Source organism: Synechococcus sp., from assembly GCF_982614295.1.
Map to the genome: position 1 here is coordinate 21790 of NZ_CEXBMR010000012.1, position 13404 is coordinate 35193.

Annotated in this window: 15 protein-coding genes and 1 pseudogene; 7 read left to right on the forward strand and 9 right to left on the reverse strand. The window is 50.9% G+C overall.

The window, feature by feature from the left end; genetic code table 11:
* Positions 1 to 635 (reverse strand): annotated as a pseudogene (locus AC2JC8_RS03370) (hypothetical protein); the annotation flags it as partial.
* A 25-nt stretch (positions 636 to 660) separates the two neighbouring features.
* On the opposite strand from AC2JC8_RS03370, the gene purD reads away from it, so the two are divergent.
* The gene (gene purD, locus AC2JC8_RS03375; protein ID WP_484594200.1) at positions 661 to 1959 is read left to right on the forward strand and encodes a phosphoribosylamine--glycine ligase; all 1299 of its coding nucleotides are present in this window, start codon (positions 661 to 663) and stop codon (positions 1957 to 1959) included.
* Between the two features lie 47 nt (positions 1960 to 2006).
* Positions 2007 to 3935 carry a HAMP domain-containing sensor histidine kinase gene (locus AC2JC8_RS03380; RefSeq protein WP_484399820.1) on the forward strand — a complete coding sequence of 643 codons (1929 nt, stop codon included), beginning with the start codon at positions 2007 to 2009 and terminating at the stop codon, positions 3933 to 3935.
* Position 3936: 1 nt separating this feature from the next.
* On the opposite strand, the gene kaiC is transcribed toward AC2JC8_RS03380, so the two are convergent.
* From kaiC to AC2JC8_RS03395, 3 genes are read right to left on the reverse strand one after another with little or no spacing between them, the layout of a single operon-like run.
* Positions 3937 to 5490 carry a circadian clock protein KaiC gene (gene kaiC, locus AC2JC8_RS03385; protein ID WP_484594201.1) on the reverse strand — a complete coding sequence of 518 codons (1554 nt, stop codon included), beginning with the start codon at positions 5488 to 5490 and terminating at the stop codon, positions 3937 to 3939.
* A gap of 9 nt (positions 5491 to 5499) precedes the next feature.
* Positions 5500 to 5832 (reverse strand): circadian clock protein KaiB, encoded by a 333-nt coding sequence (gene kaiB, locus AC2JC8_RS03390; protein ID WP_255131353.1) that lies wholly within the window; start codon positions 5830 to 5832, stop codon positions 5500 to 5502.
* Positions 5829 to 6686 (reverse strand): circadian clock protein KaiA, encoded by an 858-nt coding sequence (locus AC2JC8_RS03395; RefSeq protein ID WP_484419914.1) that lies wholly within the window; start codon positions 6684 to 6686, stop codon positions 5829 to 5831. The genes kaiB and AC2JC8_RS03395 overlap by 4 nt, the downstream gene beginning before the upstream one ends.
* A 120-nt stretch (positions 6687 to 6806) precedes the next feature.
* Between AC2JC8_RS03395 and rplU the strand changes: the two genes are divergently transcribed.
* On the forward strand, positions 6807 to 7148 hold the full coding sequence (rplU, locus tag AC2JC8_RS03400; protein WP_484399823.1) for a 50S ribosomal protein L21: 342 nt from the start codon (positions 6807 to 6809) through the stop codon (positions 7146 to 7148).
* A 50-nt stretch (positions 7149 to 7198) separates the two neighbouring features.
* On the forward strand, positions 7199 to 7474 hold the full coding sequence (gene rpmA / locus AC2JC8_RS03405; RefSeq protein ID WP_484399824.1) for a 50S ribosomal protein L27: 276 nt from the start codon (positions 7199 to 7201) through the stop codon (positions 7472 to 7474).
* Here the strand turns inward: rpmA and AC2JC8_RS03410 are convergent.
* Both AC2JC8_RS03410 and AC2JC8_RS03415 read right to left on the reverse strand, forming a co-directional pair.
* Positions 7449 to 7886, reverse strand: coding sequence for a DUF2127 domain-containing protein (locus tag AC2JC8_RS03410; protein ID WP_484399825.1), 438 nt, complete (start codon positions 7884 to 7886; stop codon positions 7449 to 7451). The two genes, rpmA and AC2JC8_RS03410, sit on opposite strands and share 26 nt — an antisense overlap.
* On the reverse strand, positions 7886 to 8647 hold the full coding sequence (locus tag AC2JC8_RS03415; RefSeq protein ID WP_484594202.1) for a class I SAM-dependent methyltransferase: 762 nt from the start codon (positions 8645 to 8647) through the stop codon (positions 7886 to 7888). The genes AC2JC8_RS03410 and AC2JC8_RS03415 overlap by 1 nt, the downstream gene beginning before the upstream one ends.
* A gap of 72 nt (positions 8648 to 8719) precedes the next feature.
* On the opposite strand from AC2JC8_RS03415, the gene truB reads away from it, so the two are divergent.
* Entirely contained in the window at positions 8720 to 9610 is an 891-nt protein-coding gene (truB, locus tag AC2JC8_RS03420; RefSeq protein WP_484594203.1) for a tRNA pseudouridine(55) synthase TruB, read from the forward strand.
* On the opposite strand, the gene AC2JC8_RS03425 is transcribed toward truB, so the two are convergent.
* The gene (locus tag AC2JC8_RS03425) at positions 9607 to 10332 is read right to left on the reverse strand and encodes a glucosamine-6-phosphate deaminase (RefSeq protein WP_484399829.1); all 726 of its coding nucleotides are present in this window, start codon (positions 10330 to 10332) and stop codon (positions 9607 to 9609) included. The two genes, truB and AC2JC8_RS03425, sit on opposite strands and share 4 nt — an antisense overlap.
* Positions 10329 to 11492, reverse strand: coding sequence for a SpoIID/LytB domain-containing protein (locus AC2JC8_RS03430; protein ID WP_484399830.1), 1164 nt, complete (start codon positions 11490 to 11492; stop codon positions 10329 to 10331). Before AC2JC8_RS03430 ends, AC2JC8_RS03425 begins: the two co-directional genes overlap by 4 nt.
* 61 nt (positions 11493 to 11553) lie before the next feature.
* On the opposite strand from AC2JC8_RS03430, the gene rnz reads away from it, so the two are divergent.
* On the forward strand, positions 11554 to 12513 hold the full coding sequence (rnz, locus tag AC2JC8_RS03435) for a ribonuclease Z (protein WP_484399886.1): 960 nt from the start codon (positions 11554 to 11556) through the stop codon (positions 12511 to 12513).
* Positions 12514 to 12594: 81 nt separating this feature from the next.
* Positions 12595 to 13098: a photosystem II cytochrome c-550 gene (psbV, locus tag AC2JC8_RS03440; protein WP_484594204.1), complete on the forward strand. Its 504-nt coding sequence runs from the start codon at positions 12595 to 12597 to the stop codon at positions 13096 to 13098.
* Here psbV and AC2JC8_RS03445 read toward each other — a convergent pair.
* Positions 13089 to 13404 (reverse strand): hypothetical protein (locus AC2JC8_RS03445; RefSeq protein ID WP_484419910.1); only part of this gene is annotated, 316 nt, incomplete at its 5' end. The genes psbV and AC2JC8_RS03445 overlap by 10 nt on opposite strands.

The window sequence follows — 13404 nt, forward strand, 5'->3', positions numbered from 1 at the left end:
CGCGCTGCTTCAAGCCTGCGGCTGGCATTCACAGCAGGCAAGGGATTGGGCTGCAGCAGCAAGGAAACAGCTTCAGGTAGAGCGCCGATGGCTTCTAATTGATTGATTTGCAATTCAATGGCTGTGCGCTGCACCGGCAGTTCTTGAGCAGTGCCCAGGGGCAACAACTTCCCGGCTAAGGCTTGGGGGGATCCCTGGGAAAAACGCCTCAAGGCCAAACTGGCGCGGTGATGATTTAAAGCTGCGTTTGCAGCTTGCCACTGCAACAAAAACCACTCCTCCCGCTGCTCTCCCGCCGCTGGGCTTACCCGATTCAGCACCTGCAGCGCCGCCTCTGGAGCCTTGCAAGCGAGTAGCGCCTTGGCATCTGCAAACACCACGGCCAATGAATGATCGTGAGCGTTTAGCTCCAGTAGCCGCGGCCGTAATAGACGCAGGCGATCGTTGAGGTCAACAGCCAGTGCTTCGGCGCAACCGGCCTGCAATTGCTGGCGATCACCCTTTTGCAAAAGCTCTTCGAAGGCTTCTGCCGAGCTGGCACCTGGGGGCAGAGCGGGGATCGGCTTGGTAATTTTTGCCAGCAGACCACCTGCCAGCACCCAAGGGACCACAGCCGCAGTAATAGTGAGGAGCAATGGGCAGGTGGAGCTCCGGGCAAGTATGGCTGTGGCACGTGTTTTGGTGGTGGGTTCCGGCGGTAGGGAAAACGCCCTTGCTTGGGCATTAGCCCGTTCCCAGGGCAACCCCCAGGTGTGGATAGCACCTGGAAATGGGGCCAGCGCAGCAATTTCTGGCTGCAACACCCTGGCAATAGACGTTGTTGATGCTGCGGGCCTGGTGGCGGCCTGCACTGCAAATCAAATCAACCTGGTGGTAATTGGGCCGGAAGGGCCTCTAGCTGCGGGCCTTGCCGATCAGTTGCGGGCAGCAGGGTTGGCGGTGTTTGGACCCGGAGCTGATGGGGCCCAGCTGGAGGCCAGCAAGCAATGGGCCAAACAGTTAATGCAAGAAGCAGGTGTACCCACTGCCGATTTCTGGGTGGTAAATAGCGCTGAGGAAGGCTGCCAAATCGCTAGGCAACTAGATCGCCCCTTAGTAGTGAAAGCTGATGGATTAGCAGCCGGGAAGGGGGTAACTGTTGCCAGCAACCTTGAAGAAACGATCGCAGCTATTCAAGAATGTTTTTCGGGGCGTTTTGGCATAGCCGGAAGCCGCGTAGTGCTGGAAGAGCAACTCAGCGGACCGGAGGTGTCGGTATTTGCCCTCACAGATGGCAAGCAGCTGCTGCTTTTGCCCCCAGCCCAAGACCATAAACGCATTGGAGAAGGCGATAAAGGGCCTAACACGGGCGGCATGGGTGCCTATGCCCCTGCCCCTTTATTAGATGCAGCTGGCCTAGAGCAAGTGCGTGAACTGGTGTTGGAACCTGTGCTTGCTGCCTTGCGACAACGGGGGATTTCCTACCGAGGTGTTATTTATGCAGGCCTGATGCTCACAACTAGTGGCATCAAGGTGATCGAATTCAACTGTCGTTTTGGTGATCCCGAGTGTCAAACACTGATGCCGTTGCTGGAAGGAGATCTAGCCGCAGTGTTCATGGCCTGCGCCGAAGGCAAACTTGAAAGCGCCCCATTGCTAACAATTAAGCCTCTCTGCAGCGCCTGTGTGGTGGCTGCTGCCGCAAATTATCCAGAGGAACCGCGGTTAGGTGATTTGATATGCGATTTAGGGGCTGGCCTAAATGATGCTGAAGCCGAAGTTACTCAGTTGTTTTTCGCCGGAGCAAAAATTAATCAAACCAAACAATTAACAACTAATGGTGGCCGCGTGCTGGCGGCTGTAGCCCAGGCAGATGATTTTGATTCCGCCTTTGCAGCTGCCTATAAACGCCTTGCCGCAGTTAGTTTTGCAGGAATGCAATTAAGGCGCGACATCGGGCATCAGGTAAGACATCGTTAATATTGCAAGAGCCAATAATTCCCCTGACCACAACAGCCCGCCGCAGCTTGCTTGAAGCAATAACCCACTGGTGGGGCGAATTCAGTTTGCAAACCAAACTGTTGGCTGCCGCCACCTTGGTGGTGAGTCTTTTGATGACCGGCCTCACATTCTTTTCCCTTAACGGGATCCAGCAGGAAGCCCGTATGGGTGATACACGCTATGCAAGGGATCTTGGTTTACTGCTGGCAAGCAATGTGGTGCCCCTTGCAGCGCAGGGACACGACAGGGAATTAGCACGGGTAACAGAAGATTTTTGGCGCACTAGCCGCAGCTTGCGCTACATCTTTTATGCAGACCCGGAAGGGGTGATTTATCTAGGGATCCCCATAAGCCGAGCGGATTCAGGCAGTGATTTGCTTTTAAATCGGCGGCTGGAATTACCGAGTGATCTTCAGCAGCACCCTCAAAATCCCCTTATCCGCCAACATTTAACCCCGGATGGCTTGGTAACAGATGTATTTGTGCCAATGCTTGATGGCGATCGCTATCTCGGGGTAATGGCCCTTGGCGTAAATCCAAACGAGGCTGGCTTAGCCAGTGCTGCCCTAACCCGCGATGTAACCGTGGCGGTTTTTGTATCGATCTGGGTGCTGGTGATCCTGGGGGCAGTTTTTAATGCTCTCACCATTACTCGCCCAGTAAAAGAGCTCTTAAAGGGGGTAAGAGCAGTGGCAGAAGGCGAATTCGGCACTCGAATTGCACTGCCGATGGGGGGGGAATTGGGGGAGCTACTAACTGGCTTTAACAACATGGCCACCCGGCTTCAGGCTTACGATGCGGCCAATATTGAAGAGCTAACAGCTGCTCAAATTAAGCAGCAATCTCTAATCGCCACGATGGCAGATGGCGCTTTATTGCTCGATAAAAGCGGAAATGTAGTGCTCTCAAACCCAACAGCTCGGCGATTATTCCGCTGGGAGGGTAGGAATTTAGAAAATGTTGAACTACTGCGGCTTCTGCCAGACAGCCTGTCAATGGAATTACAAGAACCCCTTGAACAGATGCTCTGCGGCCAACGCGATAACGCAGAACTGCGATGCGCGATGGCAGAACCGTCACGCACCTTGCGATTAGTGCTGCAAGCTGTGCGCGATGGCAGTGGTGAATCTTTAAAAGGAATTGCTGTTACGGTGCAAGATCTCACTAGGGAAGTGGAACTAAATGCAGCGCAAAGCCGCTTCATTAGTAATGTTTCTCATGAATTACGCACCCCACTTTTCAATATTAAAAGCTACGTAGAAACCCTTCATGATATGTGGGAGGATTTAAATGATGAACAACGCCAAGAATTTTTATTTACTGCTAATTCTGAAACAGATCGTTTAACCAGGCTGGTTAACGATGTGCTTGATCTTTCCAGACTTGAATCCGATCGAGTTTGGTCTTTTGAACCCATGGAATTAGATACTGCGATCGAGCAAACCCTGCGCAGTTATCGCTTAAATGCTCAAGATAAAGGGGTGGCTTTGGAATTAGATCTAGCGGTTGGGCTGCCGAGGGTGAGAGGAAATTACGACATGATGCTGCAGGTTTTTGATAATTTAGTTGGCAACGCACTCAAGTTCACAGCACCGGGTGGAATGGTGCATTTGAGGGCTTATCCATGGCCTGATACTTGCCCTGTGGTGCAAGGAGACAACAGCTCACCTTTACCGCGTATCAGAGTAGAAATTGCCGATAGTGGCAGCGGCATTGGTGAAGATGATTGTCGTCAGGTTTTTGAACGATTTTTTAGGGTGGAAAATGCTGTTCATACGGAGGCCGGAACGGGATTGGGTTTATCGATTGTGCGCGGTATTCTTGATAAACATGGCACTCAAGCCAAAATCGTAAGTGAACTGGGCACAGGAACAACCTTTTGGTTTGAACTTCCGCTTGAGCAATCTGATGGAGACGAGGTAATGCTTTCAAAAATTAATAAGAATCTAGCTTAATTCACAGCATCTCATTATCAATACCTCGGGCAATACGAGCCAGCTCACTGCGTTCATCTGTTGTAACCCGATGAGGCACGCCACTGATTATTCGCTCAAAATTTGCAAAAGAATCTTTAATTTCAGGCCCATTGCCTGTGATTACAAATTCACGAATAGCTTTATCGTGCCAGGAACCCCGCATCTTAAATACGTTTAAAGCTCTAGACATCTCACCACGAATCTCAACATATTGAAGGAGCAAAATAGTATCAGTTATGGTTGAGATATGGGAATCAGTAATCGAGTGGCTGCCCATAAATTCTTCGGATGTATTTGTAAAGAACCCCGCGATTTCCTCCTGCTTTGCGTAGCCGGTAACCCCGATAACAAATTGCCTAAAGGCATTATGGTTAATTCCACGGGCAAGAGCTGATAGGGAATCGATTGCCATTCGTGATGGCTTGAATTGACTAATTTCTGTTTTAATAATTTGCAAGTGATCCTCCAAACCAGTGGATTCTGGATAAGCGCAAATAATTTTTAACAAGCCATCGGATTCCATCTGCTCAAAATCAATTCCCCAACTCGTTGCATTACGCATAAGCTGAGCTCTTGATTCCTCGTAGGCAAATAGAATTGCTCGCTCTCTATTTGCGCAGGCATTTTCAAGAAACTTGCTTACTAAAAGGGTTTTACCTGTGCCCGTAGCACCTGTGGCCAGAATAATTGAATCCTTAAAAAATCCGCCGCCGCACATTTCATCTAGTTTTAAAACACCCGAACTAATACGCAAATTGGAGGAACGCTGAGTTAAGCGCATTGCCCCTAATGGAAAAATACTGATGCCGTTCACTCCCATCGTGAAAGGAAATTCACCCTTCATATGGGTGGTGCCCCTCAGCTTAAGAATTTCACAGGTGCGCCTGCGTCGCTCCCCTTCCAGCACATTGCGCAGTATCACAACATTATCTGATACGAATTCCTCCACTCCATAGCGAGCAATAGGACCATATTCGTCGATTCTTTCAGTGGTCATTACGGTTGTTACACCAATCTCTTTGAGCCGCGCTATTAAACGAAATATCTCGCGCCTGACAACCGAAACTGCATCATATTGTTGAAATACAGCAGTGATAGAATCGATTGAAACACGCTTTGCCTTATATTTTCGTATTGCATAATTTATCCTTTCGATCAGCCCTGATAAATCAAAATTTCCGGCCACATCTTGGCCATCAGGATCCGGGGAGGCATCTAAAATGAATAATTTATCATTATCAACCATCGATTGAAGATCCCAACCAAAACTTGCCGCATTGCGCAAGATATCAAGAGGAGATTCTTCAAAAGTTACAAATATCCCCGGTTCATCAAAATCTTTGATGCCGTTGTATAAAAAATGCAAAGAAAATACTGTTTTACCAGTACCTGATGTGCCGCTGATCAAGGTGGAGCGTCCGATCGGCAGGCCGCCGTGGCAAACATCATCGAAGCCTTCAATGCCAGTGGCCAGCTTTTGAACTTGGCTGAGATGGGTTTCGGCTGAACTTTGAAACATTGGGGAACTGCTCATTGCTAGAGATTATTCAGAAACTTCATCAAAGGAATAGCCATCAGCGTCGTCACTGAGCTCCTCATAGAGAAGATCTAGGCCAATCAGCACCTTTTCACGATCTGATAGATCACCAATTATCCGCCGCACCGGGGGAGGCAGAATTTTTGCAAGCGTTGGAGTTGCCAGAATTTTGTCCTCTTCCGCCAGCTGTGGTTGCTTCAATACATCGATCACCTTTAGGGCGTAAACCCCGCGGAACTCGGTTTCTAAGATGTTGCGCAGGGTTTTTAGGGCCCTCATTGAATTTGGCGTGTTTCCCGCCACGTAAAGCTTGAGAATGTAGGTTTTGCGGGGGCTCATAAAAACTCCTCCTGAAGTCTTGTCGCGGCTTTTGGGCTCTGGGAGCTGCCCATAGGCTCTGGTGGGATGGAACGGCGGTACATCTCACAAAGGTGAGCCATCACGTCGAGCAAGGCAAGGCGGTAATCCTGAAGGAATTCGCTTTGATGCCCTTCTAGAACTAACTGCTTAGACCAAGAATCAATCAGATTCATGTGTATTTCAACAGCCTTCGTAATTGGCAAATCACTGAAAAAGGCGGTATTTACAAAGCTTTCAATTGCTTGATTAGCAGCAGCCGGATCACGGAAATAATTAAGCAGAAGATCCCTATAGCTACGTTTCAAAGACTTGGTTAGCTCATTTTGCTCAGCTTCGCTGAGATTACGCAGAAATAAATTCGGATCTCGTTTGTAGAACACCCCCAGGTAACCGAGCCGCTCCTCCAGCCGTTGCGATAAGCGCCAGTGGCCGTTTTTCAAATAATCTGCTTTGGCGGTTTTGAGCAGCCGTTTTTCAAGAAAATTGCAAACTGCCGCATCCAAGCTGTAAGGCAATTGCACCAGCTGATCAGCCTGTAGGTGCAATTCCGCCTCGTGGTATTCAATCTCCCCTGTTACGGCGCCTATCACCACCGCTGGCAACAACATTCCATGGGCCCGCAACAGGTCATAACTGGCCTGATCAATGGCCCCCTGCTCAATCAATAAGCCATCCAAAGCGTCCCAGCAGCCCTGCAGTTCCGCCAAGAGCCGGCTTGGGTTGGCGCTGAGGATCCTCAGGTTGTAATTGCCCCCCCCTAAGCCCTGGCCACAGGCAATCAGCAGCTGCTGATCTTGCAGCAAAGCCCCTATCACCAATCCAGAAACTTCCATAACTCATTCTTGACTAAAGCAAAAGCGATCTGGGAGAATTATTGTTTGTTTCCCAATTGGGATTGCGCCAGGGCTTTCAAATGATCGAAAGATCTGCCTTGCCAATGCCGGAGCTCAGCTATGACCAACAGCCCATATGCAATTGTTGAGGCCTCGGGCCAACAATTTTGGCTTCAACCCAACCGCTACTACGACATTGATCGCTTAGCTGCTGATGTTGATTCAATAATTATCCTAAAAGAGGTATTGCTTGTAAACGACGGCAAAGGCACCACTCTCGGCATGCCTTACGTGGCTGAAGCAGAGGTGAGCTTGAAGGTGATGATCCACCGCCGCGGACCGAAAATAATTGTTTATAAAATGCAAAAGAAAAAGAAAACTCGCCGCAAAAACGGCCATCGCCAAGAGCTCACCCGAGTGATGGTTGAATCAATCACGGTGGGCGGGAAAAGCATCGTCTAAGATTTATTTGATTTTATTTTTCATTCACATACCCTTCAACTGATTTCTCCATGGCCCACAAGAAAGGCACAGGTTCAACCCGTAACGGTCGCGATTCCAATTCCAAACGGCTTGGCGTTAAACGTTATGGCGGTGAGAAAGTAACCGCTGGTTCAATTTTGATTCGTCAACGGGGCACATCTGTTTTACCTGGCGTAAATGTTGGGCAAGGTTCAGACGACACCTTGTTTGCGCTTATCGATGGAGTAGTTAAATTTGAAACTATCCGCCGTTCCACCCGCGAACGCAAGCGTATTACAGTTATACCTTTTGTTGCTGCTGTTTAAATAATTGCGATCCAATTATTAAGCATCCACAAATAGTTAAAATCAATATACTAACTTTTATTATTGAATAGCTTTCACGGATTTCCAAAATCTCGTACGGCAAACCTGTAATCAGTATTCCTAATAATAACCATTCGCCCCAAATTGCATTTCGCAAAGCGCCATAAGCTGCTAACACAATCAGGAAGGCATACACCCCCGATATAAGGGCAATTTTCTGTAACTTTTCAGGGCCTGCTGACACGCCCTCTTCTACAAAATGCAGCAAAAATCGGTGGTTTGAAGCAGTTAATTGCTGCACTAACCCTGGAAGTTGCTGATAGCTAAGGCTACCCAACAGAGCTAAAATCGATACCGAAAATAACAATGCTGAGATCAATAATTTCTTGAAAATTATTATTTTAAGAAGCATTAGCGCAAGCCATATATGCGAGTAGTAATGAGGTATGGATGAAATTGCTCCAGATACAATTCTTGCAATACTTCGAAAAATTGCTTCGTTAATTCAGGGGCATCAAAATGAAATGGATATTCGCCATTGAAGCCTTTAAAAAAATACCAATTAAACAATGCAGCTCCCACTTTTGGTTGCAGCCGCTGCGCAAATATTCTCAATTGTTCAGCCGGATCTGTTAGATGCTCTAACACATCTAAACAAACAATACTATCAAATTTGTTTGGCAATTCTGTTGCATTTAAATCGCGCAGGCAGCGCAACTTATGGCTTAATCCTAGGGCTTTTGCCCGCTCGCATACAAAATCTCGATTTCTACCATTGAGATCCACCATCCACACCTGATCCACTTGGGGCAGCTGGGCAGCTGCCAAGGCATGGCTTCCGATTCCACCGCCAAAATCCAGATGTTGCCCTTTGGCAATTAGAGCCTGAAGACGCAACGTATCGGCAATGTAGGCAGAGCTATCAAGATGCCAGGCCGCTAATTCATACAAATGCCCATCCCCCACCTCAGTTTCATAAAAACTTTCCACCTCAAGTTCCAGCTCCCCCGCTTTACCTGAGAAGGCACCTGGATGGAGAGCTGCAAGCGCTGCTGTGCTTTGGGGAAGACGCTGCTCAATAGTGCTGATATCAATTTGCAAAAAATTAGAGAGCTGTTGGCGCAAGCCAAAGCCATCTTTCAAAAAGTCGTTAACACTTGGGTGATCAAGCACCGGGCCGCAAATCCGCAAGTTCCCAACCTACGAGGGTGCAACCATGGCGAATAGCCCCCTCTTCGCCCGCACTTGACCTCTGCCAGCTCCTGCGGATTTCTAGTAATTGATAAACCCGCTGGCTGCACATCCCACGACTGTGTTGCGATTGCCCGCCGTTTACTTGGTATTCGCCGGGTGGGCCACGGCGGCACCCTTGATCCAGACGTAACAGGGGTATTACCACTAGCTATTGGTCCCGCCACCAGGTTGCTGCCTTACCTAGATGGCACCAAGGCTTATCTAGGTCGCATTCAACTGGGGCTCAATACCGATAGCGACGATTTAAGCGGTGAAGTTTTAAACCAAAACCCCTGGCCCCTCCTTAAAAAAGAGCAGCTGGAGGATCTGCTGAGCCTTTTTAGCGGTGAACAAATGCAAAGGCCCCCCAACGTGAGTGCCGTGCATATTGATGGGGAAAGGGCCTACAAACGGGCCCGTCGCGGAGAACAACTTCAGATTCCGCCGCGGCTGGTAACCATCCACCATCTAAAGCTGCTGGAATGGAACGTTGCTGAAGGCATCTTGGCGATTGAGCTGCGCTGTTCAGCCGGCACCTATGTGCGTTCAATAGCCCGGGATCTTGGCGAGCGCCTGGGATGTGGAGCTGCCCTTGCTGAATTGCAACGCACCTGCGCTTTAGGTTTTGAACTTAGCCAAGCAATACCCCTTGAGGCGCTGCAGCCCAGCACACCCTTGCTTGATCCACTATTGGCCCTTGGCGCAAGGCCGCAATTGAAATTAGATACCGCGCAATGGCAGGCATGGTGTCGCGGCCAACGGCTTCCCGCCAGTAGCGCAGTTGATTATCAACATTGTGATGTGGTGGCGATGCTGAGGCCTGATGGCAGTTTGGCCGGATTAGCACATCCCACCTCAACGGGGGAATTGCAACCACGGGTGGTATTTGATGCTGCTGGTTAAAGATTGGCAGCGGCGCGATCGGCCAGTACCAAACAATTTGGATGGCTTTGCAGCCAACTTGCAGGCAATGCCTCCTGGGCTGGTTCCTCCAATAAACGGCGCAGCACAGCACTCTTATTTGCCCCTGTAACCACAAGCAAAAGCTCATCTGCCGCCAAAATATCTGCAATGCCCAGGGTGATCGCCCTTTCTGGCACCGCCAATAATTGGCCGCCAAAAGCTTCGGCATTTTGAGCTCGGGTGGCCTTGCTAAGCAACACGCAGCGGCAGGGGGCCGTGGCGCTGCAAGGTGGTTCGTTGAATCCCACGTGGCCGTTTTCACCTAAGCCCAGCAATTGCAGGCCAATCCCTTGGGTTTGCACCTGCTGGCTATATCGGGCAGCTTCAAGAGTGGGATTTGGGGCGAGGCCATTTGGTAACAGCATTGCTGTTGGCGGTATTGCGAGCGGCTGGCCTAGATGCAGATCCATATAGGCGGCAAAAGAGCGCTTATCCCCAGGGCCCAACCCCACGTATTCATCGAGGTTGAAACTGCGCCAATGGCTCAAATTATTAATGCCTGCCTTTTGCAATAGTGATACCAAGCAGCCATAAACAGCCACCATCGTGCGGCCAGTGGCTAATCCACTAGGTGGTCGGCACGGATCAAGCAACACCTCAGCCAACAAAGCAGCAGCTTGTTCAGCCACAGCCAAGGGGGTTTCCAGCACCGTAAATTTCATGGATTAGGCGGCAACTGAGGCCCATCAATTGAGCTGTAGGACTCAAGCTGGGTGCCGCGGTAATAGTGACGCAAAATCTGGGCAAATTCCTGCCCCTGCTGCGCCATGCCATAGGCCCCCCACTGACTCATGCCAACGCCATGGCCGTATCCACGCCCCAGTGCCAGAAGCCGCGGCGAGGGTGTTATGCCGAGCCAATCACCTAAGGCTTCTAACGGGGCTGGCGGCGCTGCTGCTACCTCAAATCTCACAAAAGTGCTTCGCAAGCCAAGCCGAGAACGTAATTCCGCGGCACTTAAACGCAAGTCGCCCTGCGGGCCACGCACCAACACTTCGGTAAGCCGGCCGGTGCTTGTGGTTTTTAACGGCAAGATGCTGTCTACCCCACCGGTTTCACGAAAAGAGTTGAGCAAGGCGGCGGCATCAAATTGTTTAGTCCAACGAAATACAGGGCTGTCTTGGTCGTAGTCGGCCACGCTTTTGAGATAAGGCACCTGGCGCGGCCACACCTCACCACTGTTTTCGGTGCGACCGCCACTGCTGCTGTGAAAAACCGCATCAATAATCCTCCTAGCATGGGTGAGCACCAGGCTGCGGGTGCTTGCCACCGCTTCTCGGGTGCTGTCGGTTTCCGATTCCAAGCCGCGATACACCTGGCTGCTCACAGTTGCCTTGAGGTCGTAATTGGCCTCCGGGCGCAATTGGCGCAAGGCGTAGCTGCGGGCTGCCACGCTCTGCACCCGCAGTGCCTCTTGGGGCCACTGGTGCGGCATTTCCGCCCCCACAACGCTAGGTAGGTAGCTCTCAATCCCTAAGCGATTTATCGCTTGAATTCGACCCCTGTGCAGCAGCAATTGCAATCGACCGCGATAGCGCCGTTGCTGTAACCAAAGGCTGCCATTTGGCGATTCAGGGCTGATCCAAATTTCTGCAATAGCGCCTGATGGCAGGCCAGAGATCTCACCACCCTCTGCCCTCAAGGTGAGGCCTCCTGCAACAGCAGCCAGGCTGCGTCCATTGGCGGCTTGCAACAGCAAACGCCCCTCCACAGGCGCCACCCGCAGGGCGGTGCCCTCTTCCACCAACACCCTCACCTCTGGTTCTCTGGCTAACGCCAGAGGGAACAGCAGAGCAATTATCAGGGAAAAATTCCACACCATTTGAATGGGCAGTAGCGCTTTGCCGTGGCACCATCAAAGCTGGCGCCAACTGATTACGCCATTGCAAATAACTTTTCTAGGCACTAGTTCCGGCGTTCCAACCCGGAGCCGCAATGTTTCTTCAGTGGCGGTGCGGCTACCTCAGCGCTCCGATCTGTGGTTACTCGATTGCGGCGAAGGCACCCAGCATCAGTTTTTACGCAGCAATTTAAGGGTTTCGCAATTGCGGCGCATTTTCGTAACCCATATGCACGGCGACCATGTATTCGGTTTGCCTGGGCTGCTAGCTAGCCTTGGTATGGCAGGAAATTGCCCAGGGGTAGACCTCTACGGCCCTGCACCCCTAGAAGCATTTGTACTGGGAGCGCTGCAACATTCCTCTACGCGGATTGGCTATCCGCTGCGTTTTCACAAGGTGGAAGCGGCCGCCAGCAGTGGTGCGGTTTTACTACGCGACGGGGAATTCACCGTGCATTGCTCGCCCCTCACCCATCGCATCCCCGCTTTTGGTTATCGGATTCAAGAAAAGGAACGTGCCGGTCGATTCAACATTGAGCAAGCCAAAGCCCTGCAACTGCCCCCAGGGCCCCTATTTGCGCGGCTTAAGGCGGGTGAAACCATAACCCTTGAAGATGGCCGCGAAATTCGAGGTTCAGATCTTTGCGGCCCAACTCAGCCAGGGGTGTCTATGGCTTATTGCACCGACACTGTTTTTAGCGAAGCAGCGATACAGCTTGCCCGTGGTGTGGATCTTTTAATTCATGAATCCACTTTTTCCCATGGCGATGCAGAGATGGCTTATCAGCGTCAACACTCCACCAGCACAATGGCGGCTCAAACCGCAGCTGAGGCGGGTGTATTTCAATTAGCCCTCACCCATCTGAGCCCCCGCTACGCACCAGGCAATCAGGAAACTTCAGAGGATTTGCTCAAGGAAGCGCGGGCAATTTTTCAAAACACCTTGCTTGCTAAAGACTTCTTAACTCTCGAATTAAGTCCTGGGGCCTGCAACAGTGTGTGAGACACAAGGCCCTTAAGCGCCGGAGGAGTGGTTTTGCGTGATACAAAAGCTCAGGAGTCCGTAACGTTTCACGCTTCCTCCATGCATAAAGTTTTTCAGGGTTTGCTGCGCCTAGCCGCTTTGCTGTTGCTGCCCATTGTTTTATTGCTGATGCCCAGCACTGTTGGGGCCCTGCAATGGGATGCCGCAACCCTCACCGTGCCCGCTGATCCGAGCGGCACTCAGATCACCTTCAGCGAATCTGAGATCAAATCGGGTCGCAAAGTGTTTAACACCAGCTGTGGCACATGCCATGCCGGCGGGATTACAAAAACCAACCAAAACGTTGGCCTTGATCCGGAAACTCTTGCACTTGCTACCCCGCCTCGGGATTCTGTTGAGGCCTTGGTCGACTACATGAAAGATCCCACCTCTTACGACGGTGAGATGTCGATTTCCGATCTGCATCCAAGCCTCAGAAGCGCTGATGTATTTGTTCAGATGCGTAATCTCAGCGACGAAGACCTGCGTCGCATGGCGGGATACATCCTTGTTTCACCAAAAGTGCAGGGGCTTCAGTGGGGCGGTGGCAAGATCTATTTCTGATCGCTGATTTCTCTGCGGCTGTACCACCATTCCTGCAATTCAGGGCTCAATCTTTCTGCAAATAAGGTGAGTACCGCAGTGCTGGAACGCAGCCCTGGCTGCAAAAGTTCTACGGCGTAGGTAGGGCAGCGCCGCGCCGCCAAATCAGGAACCAGCCTTTTACCAACACGTCTCCAGCTTGGTTCCTTAGTACGCCATTGCAGCCTGCAACAGGGCCAGGGCAATTCCTCTCGATCAAATAATCGGCAGCAGGGGCCCAGCACCCGAAAGGTATACATCCCACCAGGACTCGGCTGCTCACTGCCA

Bases quoted from the DNA above. Each gene is read 5' to 3' on its own strand.
- purD (WP_484594200.1), top strand. From the start codon at position 661: ATGGCTGTGGCACGTGTTTTGGTGGTGGGTTCCGGCGGTAGGGAAAAC.
- kaiC (WP_484594201.1), bottom strand. From the start codon at position 5,490: ATGAGCAGTTCCCCAATGTTTCAAAGTTCAGCCGAAACCCATCTCAGC.
- kaiB (WP_255131353.1), bottom strand. From the start codon at position 5,832: ATGAGCCCCCGCAAAACCTACATTCTCAAGCTTTACGTGGCGGGAAAC.
- AC2JC8_RS03395 (WP_484419914.1), bottom strand. From the start codon at position 6,686: ATGGAAGTTTCTGGATTGGTGATAGGGGCTTTGCTGCAAGATCAGCAG.
- rplU (WP_484399823.1), top strand. From the start codon at position 6,807: ATGACCAACAGCCCATATGCAATTGTTGAGGCCTCGGGCCAACAATTT.
- rpmA (WP_484399824.1), top strand. From the start codon at position 7,199: ATGGCCCACAAGAAAGGCACAGGTTCAACCCGTAACGGTCGCGATTCC.
- AC2JC8_RS03410 (WP_484399825.1), bottom strand. From the start codon at position 7,886: ATGCTTCTTAAAATAATAATTTTCAAGAAATTATTGATCTCAGCATTG.
- AC2JC8_RS03425 (WP_484399829.1), bottom strand. From the start codon at position 10,332: ATGAAATTTACGGTGCTGGAAACCCCCTTGGCTGTGGCTGAACAAGCT.
- AC2JC8_RS03430 (WP_484399830.1), bottom strand. From the start codon at position 11,492: ATGGTGTGGAATTTTTCCCTGATAATTGCTCTGCTGTTCCCTCTGGCG.
- psbV (WP_484594204.1), top strand. From the start codon at position 12,595: ATGCATAAAGTTTTTCAGGGTTTGCTGCGCCTAGCCGCTTTGCTGTTG.